This window comes from Mycobacterium ahvazicum, from assembly GCF_900176255.2.
In the GTDB taxonomy this organism is placed as follows: domain Bacteria; phylum Actinomycetota; class Actinomycetes; order Mycobacteriales; family Mycobacteriaceae; genus Mycobacterium; species Mycobacterium ahvazicum.
Map to the genome: position 1 here is coordinate 947790 of NZ_FXEG02000005.1, position 13142 is coordinate 960931.

At 67.9% G+C, this 13142-nt stretch carries 12 protein-coding genes; 1 reads left to right on the top strand and 11 read right to left on the bottom strand.

The features are described from left to right. Positions 1 to 9 precede the first annotated feature (9 nt). The 10 genes from egtE to MAAFP003_RS25770 form a co-directional block, all read right to left on the bottom strand. Positions 10 to 1155, bottom strand: a complete 1146-nt coding sequence (gene egtE / locus MAAFP003_RS25725; protein ID WP_096290432.1) for an ergothioneine biosynthesis PLP-dependent enzyme EgtE — start codon at positions 1153 to 1155, stop codon at positions 10 to 12. Next, complete coding sequence (gene egtD, locus MAAFP003_RS25730) at positions 1152 to 2117, bottom strand: L-histidine N(alpha)-methyltransferase (protein WP_096290433.1); 966 nt, start codon at positions 2115 to 2117, stop codon at positions 1152 to 1154. The genes egtE and egtD overlap by 4 nt, the downstream gene beginning before the upstream one ends. Continuing rightward, positions 2117 to 2839, bottom strand: a complete 723-nt coding sequence (gene egtC / locus MAAFP003_RS25735; protein WP_096290434.1) for an ergothioneine biosynthesis protein EgtC — start codon at positions 2837 to 2839, stop codon at positions 2117 to 2119. The genes egtD and egtC overlap by 1 nt, the downstream gene beginning before the upstream one ends. Further along, entirely contained in the window at positions 2839 to 4149 is a 1311-nt protein-coding gene (gene egtB / locus MAAFP003_RS25740) for an ergothioneine biosynthesis protein EgtB (RefSeq protein ID WP_096290435.1), read from the bottom strand. Before egtB ends, egtC begins: the two co-directional genes overlap by 1 nt. Beyond that, on the bottom strand, positions 4146 to 5444 hold the full coding sequence (gene egtA, locus MAAFP003_RS25745; protein WP_096290436.1) for an ergothioneine biosynthesis glutamate--cysteine ligase EgtA: 1299 nt from the start codon (positions 5442 to 5444) through the stop codon (positions 4146 to 4148). Before egtA ends, egtB begins: the two co-directional genes overlap by 4 nt. Before the next feature lie 169 nt (positions 5445 to 5613). Continuing rightward, entirely contained in the window at positions 5614 to 6261 is a 648-nt protein-coding gene (locus MAAFP003_RS25750; RefSeq protein ID WP_096291423.1) for a sensor domain-containing protein, read from the bottom strand. Positions 6262 to 6324: 63 nt separating this feature from the next. Beyond that, a complete protein-coding gene (locus MAAFP003_RS25755; RefSeq protein ID WP_096290437.1) occupies positions 6325 to 7767 on the bottom strand; it encodes a catalase in 1443 nt (480 codons plus the stop codon). Between the two features lie 149 nt (positions 7768 to 7916). Continuing rightward, positions 7917 to 8324: a hypothetical protein gene (locus MAAFP003_RS25760; RefSeq protein WP_096290438.1), complete on the bottom strand. Its 408-nt coding sequence runs from the start codon at positions 8322 to 8324 to the stop codon at positions 7917 to 7919. 209 nt (positions 8325 to 8533) lie between these two features. After that, complete coding sequence (locus tag MAAFP003_RS25765) at positions 8534 to 8917, bottom strand: hypothetical protein (protein WP_243394200.1); 384 nt, start codon at positions 8915 to 8917, stop codon at positions 8534 to 8536. A gap of 200 nt (positions 8918 to 9117) precedes the next feature. After that, positions 9118 to 10488, bottom strand: coding sequence for a PPE family protein, SVP subgroup (locus MAAFP003_RS25770; RefSeq protein ID WP_096290440.1), 1371 nt, complete (start codon positions 10486 to 10488; stop codon positions 9118 to 9120). Between the two features lie 274 nt (positions 10489 to 10762). On the opposite strand from MAAFP003_RS25770, the gene MAAFP003_RS29980 reads away from it, so the two are divergent. Then, positions 10763 to 12007 carry a PPE family protein gene (locus tag MAAFP003_RS29980; RefSeq protein ID WP_096290441.1) on the top strand — a complete coding sequence of 415 codons (1245 nt, stop codon included), beginning with the start codon at positions 10763 to 10765 and terminating at the stop codon, positions 12005 to 12007. 4 nt (positions 12008 to 12011) lie between these two features. On the opposite strand, the gene MAAFP003_RS25780 is transcribed toward MAAFP003_RS29980, so the two are convergent. Further along, positions 12012 to 13142 (bottom strand): DUF4185 domain-containing protein, encoded by a 1131-nt coding sequence (locus tag MAAFP003_RS25780; RefSeq protein ID WP_096290442.1) that lies wholly within the window; start codon positions 13140 to 13142, stop codon positions 12012 to 12014.

Here is a 13142-nt window from a genome sequence, read left to right on the forward strand (position 1 = left end):
CGGCTTCCGTCACGTCGCCGTTGCGGCGGTCGCGGCGATCAGCGCTTCGGCGAAGCGTTCCAGATCGTCGGCGGTAGTGTCGGCGTGTGGCGAGATCCGCAGCCGCGGCGCGGTCATCTCCAGTGGCGCCCGTTGCACACCGGCGAAGGTGGTCAGGATTCGCCGCTCGGCGAGCAACCAGTCCCGCACGGTCTGCGGGTCGGCGCCTTCGACCGGCGCCAAAGTAGTGATGGCGCTGGGCTCTTCGACCTCTTCGAGCACCGCCCACCCCGGTACGTCAGCCAGCGTCGTGCGGCTGATGCCGCCGAGTTCGGCCAGTCGCGCGCGCACCGCATCGGGACCGAACGCCAGATACTCACCCAACGCCACCGAAACACCCACTCGCGCAGCAATATTGGCTTCGCCGAACTCGAGCTGCTGGGCCACCGAGAATGACCCAGACCACTGCGGGGCGGCCAGTCGGGGATGGAGCCGCCGCATCACGTCGGGCTCCACCGCCAGGAAGCCCACCCCGCGTGGACCCGCGATCCATTTGCGCGACGAGGAATAGGTGACGTCGGCGCCGACCGCGCAGTCGACCTGGCCCAGCGCCTGGGCGGCGTCGACGACCAGCGGCAGCCCCAACTCGCGACACAATTTCGCGATCATCGAAATCGGTTGCACGACACCGCTATGGCTGGCGACCGGGGTTAGGTGGACGAAATCGGGCGGGTCGTCGCCGAGGGCGTAGGCCGCGTCGTCGAGCGCGAGGCGGCCATCCTCGAGGACCGGCAACAACTGCCGGTCGAATCCGTGGGCAGCCATCACGGCGAGGTTGGGACCGTATTCGCCCGGCAGGCAGGCCAGCCGCCGGCGCTCGGCGGGCCAGCTGCCCAGCAGCAGATCCAGCGCATGCAGCGATCCCGTCGTGTAGACCACCTCGGCGTCGGTCATCCCGGCCAGGGCGGCGAACGCGGCACGCCCGGCGTCGAGCGTCGGTGTCGCGGCCTGCGCCGCGACATATCCACCGACCTCCGCCTCGTGGCGGGCGTGCTGCGCGGCGGCGTCGATGGCCGCGTAACTCTGGCGCGAGCAGGCGGCACTGTCCAGGTGTAAACCGGCTACGGGCGGGCGGGCCTCCCGCCATCGGTCGGCCAGCGACCCGCCATCGCTCACTTGACCGCTAACGACAACCCGAAATCGCCTGCGGCGTCGGTCCACCAGCGGACGCGACGCAGTCCGGCGCCGGCCAACTCGGCGCTCACGCCACCCGGGTGGAACTTGCTCGACACCTCGGTCAGCATCTCCTCGCCGGCGGCGAACTCGACGGTCAGGTCCAGGGCGCCGACCCGGACCGTCTGCGGCCGGTCGGTCCGCAGCCACATCTCGACGCGCTCCTCGTCGGCGTTCCAGCGCGCCACGTGCCGGAAGGCCTCGACGTCGAAATCGGCGTCGAGTTCGCGGTTGACGACCTCGAGCACATTGCGATTGAACCGGGCCGTCACCCCGGCGGAATCGTCGTAGGCGCGCAACAACCGACCGATGTCCTTGACTAGGTCGGTGCCCAGCAGCAGGGTGTCGTCGGGCTGCATCACGTCGGCGAGGGACTTGAGGAATTCCGCCCGCGGCCCGGGCGTGAGGTTGCCGATCGTCGACCCGAGAAACACGAACAGGCGCCGACCGCCGCGCGGAATCTCGCCGAGGTGCTCCTCGAAATCGCCGCAGACAGCTTTGATTTCGACACCCGCATACTCCCGCTGGATGGCGGCCGCCGCGGTCGACAAGATCGTCGAGTCGACGTCGAACGGTACGAAACGGCGCAGCGATCCGCGGCCGTGCAGCGCGTCCAGCAAAAGGCGCGTCTTCTCCGAGGTGCCACTGCCGAGTTCGACCAGGGTGTCGGCCGCGCTGGCCGAGGCGATCTCGGCGGCCCGGCCGCGCAGGATCTCCGCCTCGGCCCGAGTCGGGTAATACTCCGGCAAGCGGGTGATCTGGTCGAAGAGATCACTACCGACCGAATCGTAAAACCACTTGGGCGGCAAGCTCTTCGGCGTGCGCTGCAGACCGTCGAGCGCGTCGCGGCGCAATGCGTGGTACGCCGAGTCGGCGGCGAGATGGTTGGACAACGTCAGTGTCATCAAAATCCTTTCGGCTCGTCCAGCGGGGTCATCGTTACGCCTTTAGTGCTCACTTCGACAAGGTGGTGGTCGGGTACGTCCTCCCATTCGGAGTCGTCGTTGTAGGGTTCGCTGGCCAGCACCACACCGTCGTCGCGGCGCAGGATGGACAGGGTGTCCCTCCAGGCGGTAGCCAGCAGGCGAGACCCATTGGCGGCCAAGACGTTCAGCCGGGCGTTGGGATCGAGAGTCCCGATCTGCGCGATGGTCTCGCCGAGCACCTCGAGCCCCAGCGAGAATATGGTGGCTGCCAACATCGCACTGTCGCAGACGGATTCGGCTGTCGCGGTCAAGGGCAGGACGCCGCGATCGACGACACCGTTGTGCGACAGCAGCCACTGTCCGTCGGTGAAAGGTGCCGTCGCGCTGACGTCCAGCGGCATGCCGACGGTCGCCGAACGGACCGCGGCCACCACGCAGCCGCTGCGCAGCGCGGGCGCGACCGATTCCAGTGACGTGTCGCCCCACAGCGGGGCGGTGCTGCGCCAGCGCCGCGGCACACCGTCTGCTGGAGTGCCGCCGGACGAACGATCGAAAAACCCGACGCCCCAACCGTCGGCGTTCATCAAGCCGTGCTTCTGCCGGCGCGGGGAATACGACTGCACGCGCAGGCCGAAGGGCGGATCGAGAATCAGCGAGGAGACGCTGACGTCGGCGCCGAGCCAGCCGAGGTGACGACACATCAGGCGCAGTCCCCCGCGTCGGGGACATCCCAGGCCAGGCGGACGCCGGAGAAGATCTGACGACGGATCGGGTGGTCCCAGTTGCGGAAACTCGGCCGCAGGATCGCGGATTCGACGGCCCACGATCCGCCGCGCAGAATCCGGTAGTCGCCGTCGAAGAACGGCTGGGAGTAGCGGTCGTAGATCATCGGGACGAAGCCGGGCCAGGGCCGCAACGGTGAACTGGTCCACTCCCAGACGTCACCCAGCATCTGCTCGACGCCATACGCCGACGCGCCGGCGGGGTACGCGCCGACCGGGGCCGGCCGCAGCGCGGCGCCGCCGAGGTTGGCGAACTCCGGCGACGGGTCCTGCGCTCCCCAGGGGTAGCGACGCCGGGACTCGGTGACGGGGTCCCACGCGCAAGCCTTCTCCCATTCCATTTCGGTGGGCAGCCGCGCGCCCGCCCAGGCCGCGTATGCCTCGGCCTCGAAGTAGGTGATGTGCTGCACGGGTTCGTCGGCCGGAATGTCTTCGATGTAGCCGAAGCGGGTGCGGGTGCGACCGTCGGGCCCCCAGAATTGCGGCGCGCCGAGCCCCGCGCCGCAGCGGTGCTCCCAGCCGCGGTCCGACCACCAGCGCCGGTCCCGGTAGCCGCCGTCGTCGATGAACTGCTGCCATTCGCCGTTGGTGACCGGGACCCGGCCGATGCGGAACGCCGGCAGATCGATGATGTGGGCGGGGCGCTCGTTGTCCAGCGAGAACGGCTCGCTGGTGGCGTCCACGCCCAGCACGAACGGGCCACCGGGCACCAGCACCGACGTCCCGGCCAGGCCCGTCCTGCCCCCGGGCAGGACGGCGGGGTCACGCAGCAGCGCGGCGCCGGTGCGCAGGTTCAACGCCTGCAGCATCGTCTCGTCGTGCTGGTTTTCGTGGCTGGCCACCATCGCGTAGACGAAGGCCGCGCGGTCTGCGGCGGGGTCGTCAGGCAATGCGTCCAGCGCATCCAGCGCGGCGGAACGCACTGTGCGGCAATAAGATCGGGCTTGGTCGGGAGATAGGAGCGGCAAATCGACGCGACTGGCGCGGGAGTGTTCGAAGGCGTCGTAGAGACCTTCGACCGACGGATCCAGCATCCCCGGGCGGCTCGGGTCACCGCCGCGCAGCAGCCACAGTTCCTCCTGCTGACCGATGTGCGCGAGGTCCCACACCAGTGGGCTCATCAACGGGTCGTACTGACGCCACAGTTCGGCGTCGTCGAAATCGACCAACCGCAGCGTGCGCGTGCGCGCCCGCTCCAGATCGTCGGCGATCCGTTGTCGCGGAGTCACAGCCCCCCTTGCGCCAACTGCGACACCGTGGCCGCGATGCCGTGGTCGATTACCTGGTCGGAGAAGTCGTCGCCGGGACATCGGCCCCGCTCGACGTTGCGGATCAGCCGGTCCATCGCGTCGGTGAGCTCGGGCGGCGCCTTCGCGGCCGCGATGGCCACACAGGCGATGGCGGCCTCGTACAGGCGCCGGTCGCTCAACCCGAGCCGCGCTGCGTTGTCCCACGCGGTGGCCACGGGTTCGACCGCCGCGGCGGCGGCGTCGGCCGCGACCGGGTCGTCGAGCAGCGCGGCCAGCGTGAACGCGATCGCGGGCCAGTGGGCGTCCGGTGCGCTGTCGAGGTAGCGGATCTCCAGCCATTGCCTGGGACGCACTGGCGGGAACAGCGTGGTCAGGTGATAGTCGAGATCGGCGAGGGTGGGCCGACGATCGCAGAGCCGCGCCGAGCCGTCCGCCCAATCGGCGAAGGACACGTAGTGGGTGAGCGCTCGGAAGTCCGGGACTTCCGGGTTGTGCACCATCATCACCGGTGCCTTCAGTGCGTAGCGCGCCCAGTCGGTGCCGGGGTCGTCCCCGCTGGCGCCCAGGATGGGCCCGCAGCGCGCGGAGTCCATCTGGCCCCACACCCACTGCCGGGTGGACACCCACCCGGAGAAGTCGCCGCCCAGCATCGGGGAGTTGGCGGCGATCGCGATCATCGTGGGGCCCAGCGCGTGCGCCAGCCGGACCCGCGCCGCCCAGCCCGCCTGCGGGCCGGCGTCCAGGTTGATCTGGACCGAGGCCGTCGACGTCATCATCGCCGCGCCCGCGTCGGCGGAGTTGCTCGCGGCGAAGAACTCCTCCATTGCGCGATAACGCGCGCCCGGGTTGACCCGCCCGGGTGCCCGCAGCGGGTCGGCACCCAGAAAGACCAGTCCCAGCCCGGCATTGGCGAAGGCCTTGCGCAGCACGGCCTGGTCGTTGCTCATCGCTTCGATGGCGCCGACGACGCCGTCCTCGGGCGGCCCGGACAGTTCGACCGCGCCACCGGGCTCGACGGTCACCGCACTGCCGCCGGGCAGTGGCGGTAGCTGGTCGATGACCTCGGTGATCTCGTCCCAGCTCGGCCGCCGGTAGGGATCGACCGGGTCGATGCAATGCGCTTCCATCTCCAGCCCGACGCGCCCCAGCGGGCCGTCGATCAAACAGCCATCGGCGATGTACTGGGCGGCTTCCTCGGAACTGGTCAATTCGGAGTCGGCCGGGCGGGCGGCATCTAGCTGCGAGGCCGCGGCGGTGATAGCGGCGAGCGTCATATCACGATCCCTCCGGGCCCGACCACGCCGGAACATCACCGGGCCGAGCGCCAAGTTGGGCAGCTATCCGAACGATAGCCGCCGTCTCTTCATCTTCCAGATCGCCCCGACATATTCCCGTTCCCGCAGGTTCTCGCCGCACGGCTTACCTGCATACCCACTTCACCGATTATTGCCCCAGCGCGTTTTGCATCGCCCCGGCCAGCACATTGACCGCGGGCCCCGCGTTGCCAGACTGGCAAACCTTCGCCTGCAGCAACACATTTTCACGCAGCCGGGTTTGATTGAAGCAGCGACGATCGGTGCCCGCTTCTTGCTTGGTCCAGTTCGCGTCGGTCGCGGTGGCCGGTGCGCCGGCAAACGACCACACCTGCGTCTGCCCGTTGTCCAGGTGCATCGTGGTGGTCTGGCCGGAGCAGCCCCCGGTGCGGTCCACCAGCCGATGGAATGCCCGGCCTGCGGCATCGTTGGTGGCGAACACGCCGACGGCCTGCTTGACGAGATGGGTCTGATCGTTGGCCGACGTCTGCGACGTGGCCCCGTTGAAGGACGCCAGGTCGGGATCGTCGTACACGTCGGGCAGTCCGATGTCGGCCCAGTTGTTGCAGTCGGCCAAGTCGACGAAGAAGCCCTGCACCGGCGCGGTGAACACCGCTTCCCACCCCATCGGCCCGCCGACGATGTTGCCCACCGACCCTTTGCCCAGGACCGCATACGACACCACCCCGGGATCGGATGGATGAGCCGCCGCGACGGGCACACCCGAAGCCGCCCCCAAGCCCAGACCGACGCTTACCGCCACAGCGGAGATCCGCATCATGAATCTCGATCATGCCAGGGCGGCGGCCCGTGCCGAACAGGGCGCCTGATGGCGCCACAACTATTGAGCCCGAACGCCCTCCTCGACCTTTTTGCCGAGATCGGGGTCGACGTTGCGCCAGTACTCGAAGACCCGGGACAGCACCGGTTCTTTGACACCCTTGGATACGTGCCCAATGATGTTGTGGGCCAAGCGATCCCGGGCCGCGTCGTCCAGAACTTCGCGGACCATGGTGCCGGCCTGCGAGAAGTCGTCGTCCTCGGCGCGCAGCGTGTATGCGGCGCGGATCATCTCGCCGTCTGCCTGCCAACGCACCTCGGCAGCGCGCTGCGGGTCCGCTTGCGGGCCGCCGTAGGAGTTGGGCGCATATACCGGATCCGACACGTTCTTCATCCGCATCGCGCCGTCTTTGGAGTAGCTGTTGACCTCCACCTTCGGCTCGTTGACCGGGATCTGCCGGTAGTTGGCCCCCAACCGGGCGCGATGCGCGTCGGAGTAGGAGAAGCCGCGGGCCTGCAGCATCTTGTCCGGACTGAGACCGGTGCCGGGCACGGTGTTGTTGGGCTCGAACGCGGCCTGCTCGATCTCGGTGTGGTAGTCGGTGACGTTGCGGTTCAACGTCATCTTGCCGACGTCGATCAGCGGGTAGTCGCCGTGCGGCCATACCTTCGTGAGGTCGAACGGGTTGATCCGGTAGGTCTTGGCCTCCTCGTACGGCATGATCTGCATCTTCAGCGTCCAGCTCGGGAAGTTGCCACTCTCGATCGAGTCGTAGAGGTCCCGCTGGTGGTAATCGCCGTCCTCACCGGCCAATTGGTCGGCGTCCTCTTGGGTCAGGAACTCGATGCCCTGATCGGTGATGAAGTGATACTTCACCCAGAAGATCTCACCGCCGGCGTTGATCCAGCTGTAGGTGTGGCTGCTGTAGCCGTTCATATTGCGCCACGTCTTGGGGATTCCCCGATCGCCCATCAACCAGGTCACCTGGTGCGCGGATTCCGGCGACAGGCTCCAGAAGTCCCACTGCATGTTGTGGTCACGCAAATTCGTTGCCTGCATCCGCTTTTGGGAACGGATGAAGTGCTGGAACTTCATCGGGTCGCGCATGAAGAACACGGGCGTGTTGTTGCCGACCATGTCGAAATTGCCCTCGGTCGTGTAGAACTTCAGCGCGAAGCCGCGCGGGTCGCGCCAGGTGTCTGGGCTGCCGCGTTCGCCGGCCACGGTCGAAAACCTGCCCAGCATCTCGGTTTTGGTGCCGGGCTGGAATACCGCGGCCCGGGTGTACTGGCTGACATCATTGGTCACCTCGAAATGACCGAAGGCGCCACCACCCTTGGCGTGCGGCTGACGCTCCGGGATGCGTTCCCGATTGAACTGCGCCATCTGCTCGATCAGGTAGTGGTCCTGCAGCAGGATCGGACCGTCGGGACCGACCGTCAACGACTGGTCGTCACTGGGCGCGGCAATGCCCGCATCGGTCGTGGTGAAGCGCTCCGTCATCTCGCCATCTCCTCGCTAAGTGGACTGAATCCGAGGGCCGTGCGACGTGTACCCATCCAGTGTGAACCCAAATCGGTGGCAAGCGCGTTCAGGGCAGGAAACGGCCCGGCATCTCTTCGCGGGACGCCGGGCCGTTCGCGATACCGGTGCTAGGGACGTGGCGCGGGGGCACTGGTCGCGGGAGCGGGCGCGGCCGGAGCAGTCGGGCCGGCGCCGGGGCCGCCGGGACCACCCGGGCCGTATCCCGGAGGCGGACCGTACTGGTAGGGCGGCATCATTCCGGGGCCCCCCGGGCCGCCGTACTGCCACGGTCCGGGGCCGCCCGGGCCACCGGGCTTCCACATCTGGCCGTGGTGATGGCGGCAGTGGTGGTTGTGATATCCGAAGATCATGGCGCCGGAAAAGAAGACGACCGACAAGATGAAGACGATTCCCGCCACGATCACCACCCACGCCGCGGCCGTATAGACCTTGGGTGGCTTGACCAGATGCGGCGGTGGGGGCGCAGCCGTGTCGACGGCCGCCGGCTGTATCCCGCGTTCAGGTGTTTCACTCATGGCTTGAATACTGCCCCTGAATGCAACTGCTGCAACAGATTCCGGCGACAAAGTTGCTGTGAATTAATCCGAATGCGATCAGCGAGCGGGTTGCGGCGAAACCACTGGTAGCCCGGCGCTCTGGTGAGCGCCGGGCCAGTGCGTGTGAATTAGTGGCCCCCCGGAGTCCTCCTATTACTCCGTGAGCATCTGAATGGTTGGGGTCTGGGCTACGGCGTGCGAGACGGCGCGACCGAGGACGGAACCTGGCTGGGCCCCGGAGCACCGGGGGTTACGGCCCCGGGTCCACCCGGCTGCTGGTTCGCACCGGGCCAACCCGGACCGCCGGGGCCACCCGGACCGCCGAATCGGTGGGGATGCACCATCGCGTGGTGCTTGTGGTGGTGGCCGTGGCCGTGGTGCCCGGTCGACTTACCGAGCAGGAAGCCGGTGAAGAAGATGACCGCGATGATGAACACGGTCCCGGCGGCGATGGCGACGTAAGCCGCGGCTTGGAAGACCCTGGGGGTCCGGTGGACGACGACTGGCTCGGCAGGCGCCGGTGCCGTTGCGGTCGAGGACCGCACAGTGGGGGTTTCAGATGTTTCACTCATGAGACAAATGATGCGGGGGTAAACAATGGTTCTGGCTATGCGCTACTTATGTAGCAGCTGTGAGCCGAAACCCCTGCTCAGCGGCTGAAACCGCCGGTATTCGGTCCCAGCTCGACGCCGAAATGGCCGACCGAGTGGGCGCCCAGCCTCGTCGGCGCCGAATGGGGGAAATGAACCAGTCGTCGCGCGGGCGGTTCGGCTCAGCTGAGTCGGCTGAGCAGGCGTTGTTTCTGCTCGTTGAACTCCTCGTCGGTCAGCAGCCCCGAGTCGCGCAGATCACCGAGTTTGCCCAAAAGCTCAGCGAATTCACGCATGTCGGAGGCGATACCGCTGATCTGGCCAGCCGCGGCGGACGGGCCCGGCGAGTATGGATGAGCAGCCGCCCCGACACGCTCACGGCGAGCCGGACTCACCGTGCCGTTGATCGCCTGGCCGGCGATGCTTGCCAGGGTCATCTCACCGAACACGGCAGCCGGGCCGGCGGCGAAGGCTTCCGGCACGGCGCCCAGGCCGGTCGCCGGCAACGCCAGCGTGGCCAATCGGAGCTGCGGTGCCGCGGTGGTCCAGCCGGGCGGCACCGATAACGCCCCGATCGTGGCGGCCTGTCCCAACCCTGCCGAGGCCGCCTGGCCGACGGTCCCCAACTGATCGAACCTGCCCAAGATCCGCATCTCGGCACCCGAGATTTGACGGGTGAGCGCATCCTGGTCGTCGGCGATTTCGCGGCCGGCGGCCTCGATCTCGGTATCGGCTTTCGCGGCGTCGGCCCATGCCCCCGACGCGGTACCCAATTCGCTCGTCGCGACACCCAGGCTCGCGGGCTCGAAGAACGTCGAAGGCGATATCAGGTCCAGGCTCTGCAGCGCGTCGAAGATTCCCGACGCGGGTGACACCGCGCCGGCTGTGGAGGTCGGGGACGAAGCAAGCGCCTGCAGCGTCGTGGGCACGTCCGAACTCAATTGCGCCAGCGCCGTCTGGGTCTCGGTGGCGGCCGACGTGGCCGTGGTCCGCGCGAGCGCGTCGGCTTGGTCGCTGTACCCGCCCGGGCGGGTACTTTGCGGTGACGGGGTGAACGGAGTCAGCGTCGTCGCGGCCGCCGACAGCCCGGCATAGCTGTACATCACCGCGGCGTCCTGTGCCCACATCTCGGCGTAGCCGGTCTCGGTGACGGCGATCGCCGGGGTGTTCTGCCCGAAAATGTTCGTCGCCACCAGCGCCTTCAGCGTGCTGCGGTTTGCCGCGATCACCGGCGGGGGCACCACCGCCGCAAACGCCACCTCGTACGCGGCCGCAGCCGCTTTGGCCTGACTGGCGGCCTGCTCGGCCTGGCCGGCAGCGCTGCGCATCCAAGCCACATAGGGAGCAGCAGCGGCCGCCATCGACGCGGATGCCAGACCCAGCCAGGGCCCGGCAACCAGCCCGGCGATCACCGATGTGTAACCCGCCGCCGCCATGTGCAACTCAGCGGCCAGCTCGTCCCAGGCCGCCGCAGCGGCCAGCAGCGAGCCCGCTCCAGGGCCGGCATACAACTGGCCAGAGTTGAATTCTGGCGGAATTGTTGCGAAATCCATTGCTGCACAACCTCCTAGCGCGGCGATCAGATGGACGGCGTACGGCCCTCTTCGCTGTATTAGTGCACAACAGGCACCAGTCCGCAGATCTCGCAAGCGTTCCGGGTCTGGGGCCACGGCGCCCGGCTGGCTCCAGCCGGGCCAGGCAACGCTTGCGGCGCACCACGGTTTTCGGGCTTCAGCGGGGGATCACCGCGCGTTCACCTCAGCCTTATTAGACACACGTTAGGGTGCCGAGCAAACGGTCGCTCTTAGCTCAAAAAAGGGATAAGGCATGGACTTTGGTTTGCTGCCGCCGGAGGTCAACTCGGGACTGATGTACACCGGGCCCGGCTCGGGGCCAATGCTGGCGGCGGCGGCGAACTGGGCGGCGGTGGCCGCACAGCTGGAGTCCGCCGCCGGCGGCTACTCATCGGAGATCGCCGCGCTGAGCGGGCGGTGGTCGGGCCCCTCGTCGATGAGGATGGTCGCCGCGGCGCCCCGCCAAGTGACGTGGCTACACGTCAGTGCCGCGCAGGCTGCACAGACCGCCGCCCGGGCGTACGCCGCGGCAGCCGCCTACGAGGTCGCGTTCAGTATGACGGTGCCCCCGCCGGTCATCGTGGAGAACCGGATGCGGCTGATGGTGCTGGTCGCGTCGAACTTCTTCGGGCAGAACACCCCATCGATCGCGGCGACCGAAGCGCAGTATATGCAGATGTGGAGCCAGGACGCCGCGGCCATGTACGGCTATGCCGCCGCGTCCGAAACCGCCGGCACCCTGGAAGCTTTCGCCGAACCATCGCAGACCACCAACCCGAACGGCCAGGCCGACGCGGCCGCGCGGGCCGCTGCCGACGCAACCAGCGGCCGCGCGCAATCCTCGATCCAACTGGCTTCGTCGCAGGCGACTCAGGTCGCCTCGACCAACGTCCCTGTTGGTGATACCGTGACCGCGCCGGCCGGCAGCACCGTGACCCTGGAACCGGGCTCTGACGCCTACATCAGCAGCGGCAGTGTGACCGCTACACCCGGCACCGCGGTCGGCAGCGAATCCTCGATCATCCTCAACGCCGGTAGCAGCATCATCCTCAATTTCGACAGCGGCGCCATCACGTCGGACGGCGTCGTCTACCCCGCGGGTGCCACACTGACCGCCGGCGCCAATCCCGTCACGCTCGCCCCGGTCGCCGCCGGTCAGGCCGTCGAAGGCACGGTTGTCAGTGGCTCGGTAACCGTCCCAGGTAATGCCTCAGCGCTCAGTGTTGTCGCAGCCGTCGGCAATTCGGCCGTTACCGTCACGGTCGACGCAGGTGGCGCCACCATCACCAACCTGCAAGGCGTCGTTTCCATCACCACCACCCCGATCGCCAGCGTCTCGTCGAGCAGCGTCGGGGCGGCACCCGCGGCAGCGGCCACGCCGGGCCCGGCCGGGACGGCGGGGATCCAACCGCAGCTCAACCCGGCGGGACTCGCGGAATGGGTTCGGGGCATCTCCGGTGCCGACCTTGCCGCGGGTCTCGCCGAGGCGGCCGGCTGAGGACCTATTCCGGTTTGAACGGGTTCACCGCGAACTGGATCACCCGATACGGCGCGGACACCCGCGCGCGAGTGTCCCACTGGCTGACGAAGATTCGCAGCTCGTCGAGCGTGGAACCAGGCGATATGTAGCCGCCATATGGTTGCGCGAGCCGGTTGTCGGACGGCGGCGGCAGGCTCTCCGCCGGCTCGGGCCATTCGTCGTGCTGTACGACCGTGGTCACCGGCGCCTCGCCCAGCGACGTCGGGTCGTTGGCCACCCGGACCTCCATGTTGCCGTTGCTGGCGTTGAAGTAGGACAGCACTGTTTTTCCGTCGATCTGCCGGACGGACATCTCCCCTACCTGGTCGGGCCACAGCGGCGTCGGCGCCTTGTTCCAACCGCCGGTGGACCCGGCCGCCCAGCCCTGCCATCGCGAACGGTCCGTAAAGTTCTGCGGCGCAACCCGATACAGCACCACCGACTGACTGCGGGTGAAGCTGTTGGCCACGATATACACCCAGCCACTGGGCGAGTCACCGGTCGGAATCGGGTCGTAATACCCGCTGATCTGGGTCTGCGAACCACCCTGATAGGTGGCGTCGCGCTTCGACCCGGCTACTGTCTGCCATCCCCCGCGCGCCGCTTCGGCTACCACCAACCGAGAGTTCTGCGGCTTGAGATCCTTTGTCGTGGTGACCATCAGGTAGTTACGCCGGTTGATCTGCACGACTCCGGCGGGCAGTTGCGAATCCCCCGAAGGCGTTGGGTCGGCCAGCAGCGGCTTGGTGGTTCCGGTGACGCCGGTGTAGCGCACCCCGGCGGGATCGTCGACCGACGACGTGTCGACATGCAGCGCGATCGGCGCGTACCAGCCGCCGAACCCCACGCCCTGCCCGGCGAAGCTATCGCCGCAGACCTGCAGCAGTTCGGTCGGAAACTCCAGGAATTCGCAGAGATCAGTGGCGCCGACACCGTAATCGCCTGTAGGAGTGCCGGTTCCGGCCGTCGGACCCATTCGCAACACCTGGCCGGGCGCCAATGGCTGCACTATCGGCTGCGGGACAGGCGCCGGAGGATCGGCGCGTGCGATCGAAACAGCTTGCGGCCCAAGCAAAAACAGCGCAGTGAGCAGCGATACCCGCGCGCCGCTCAC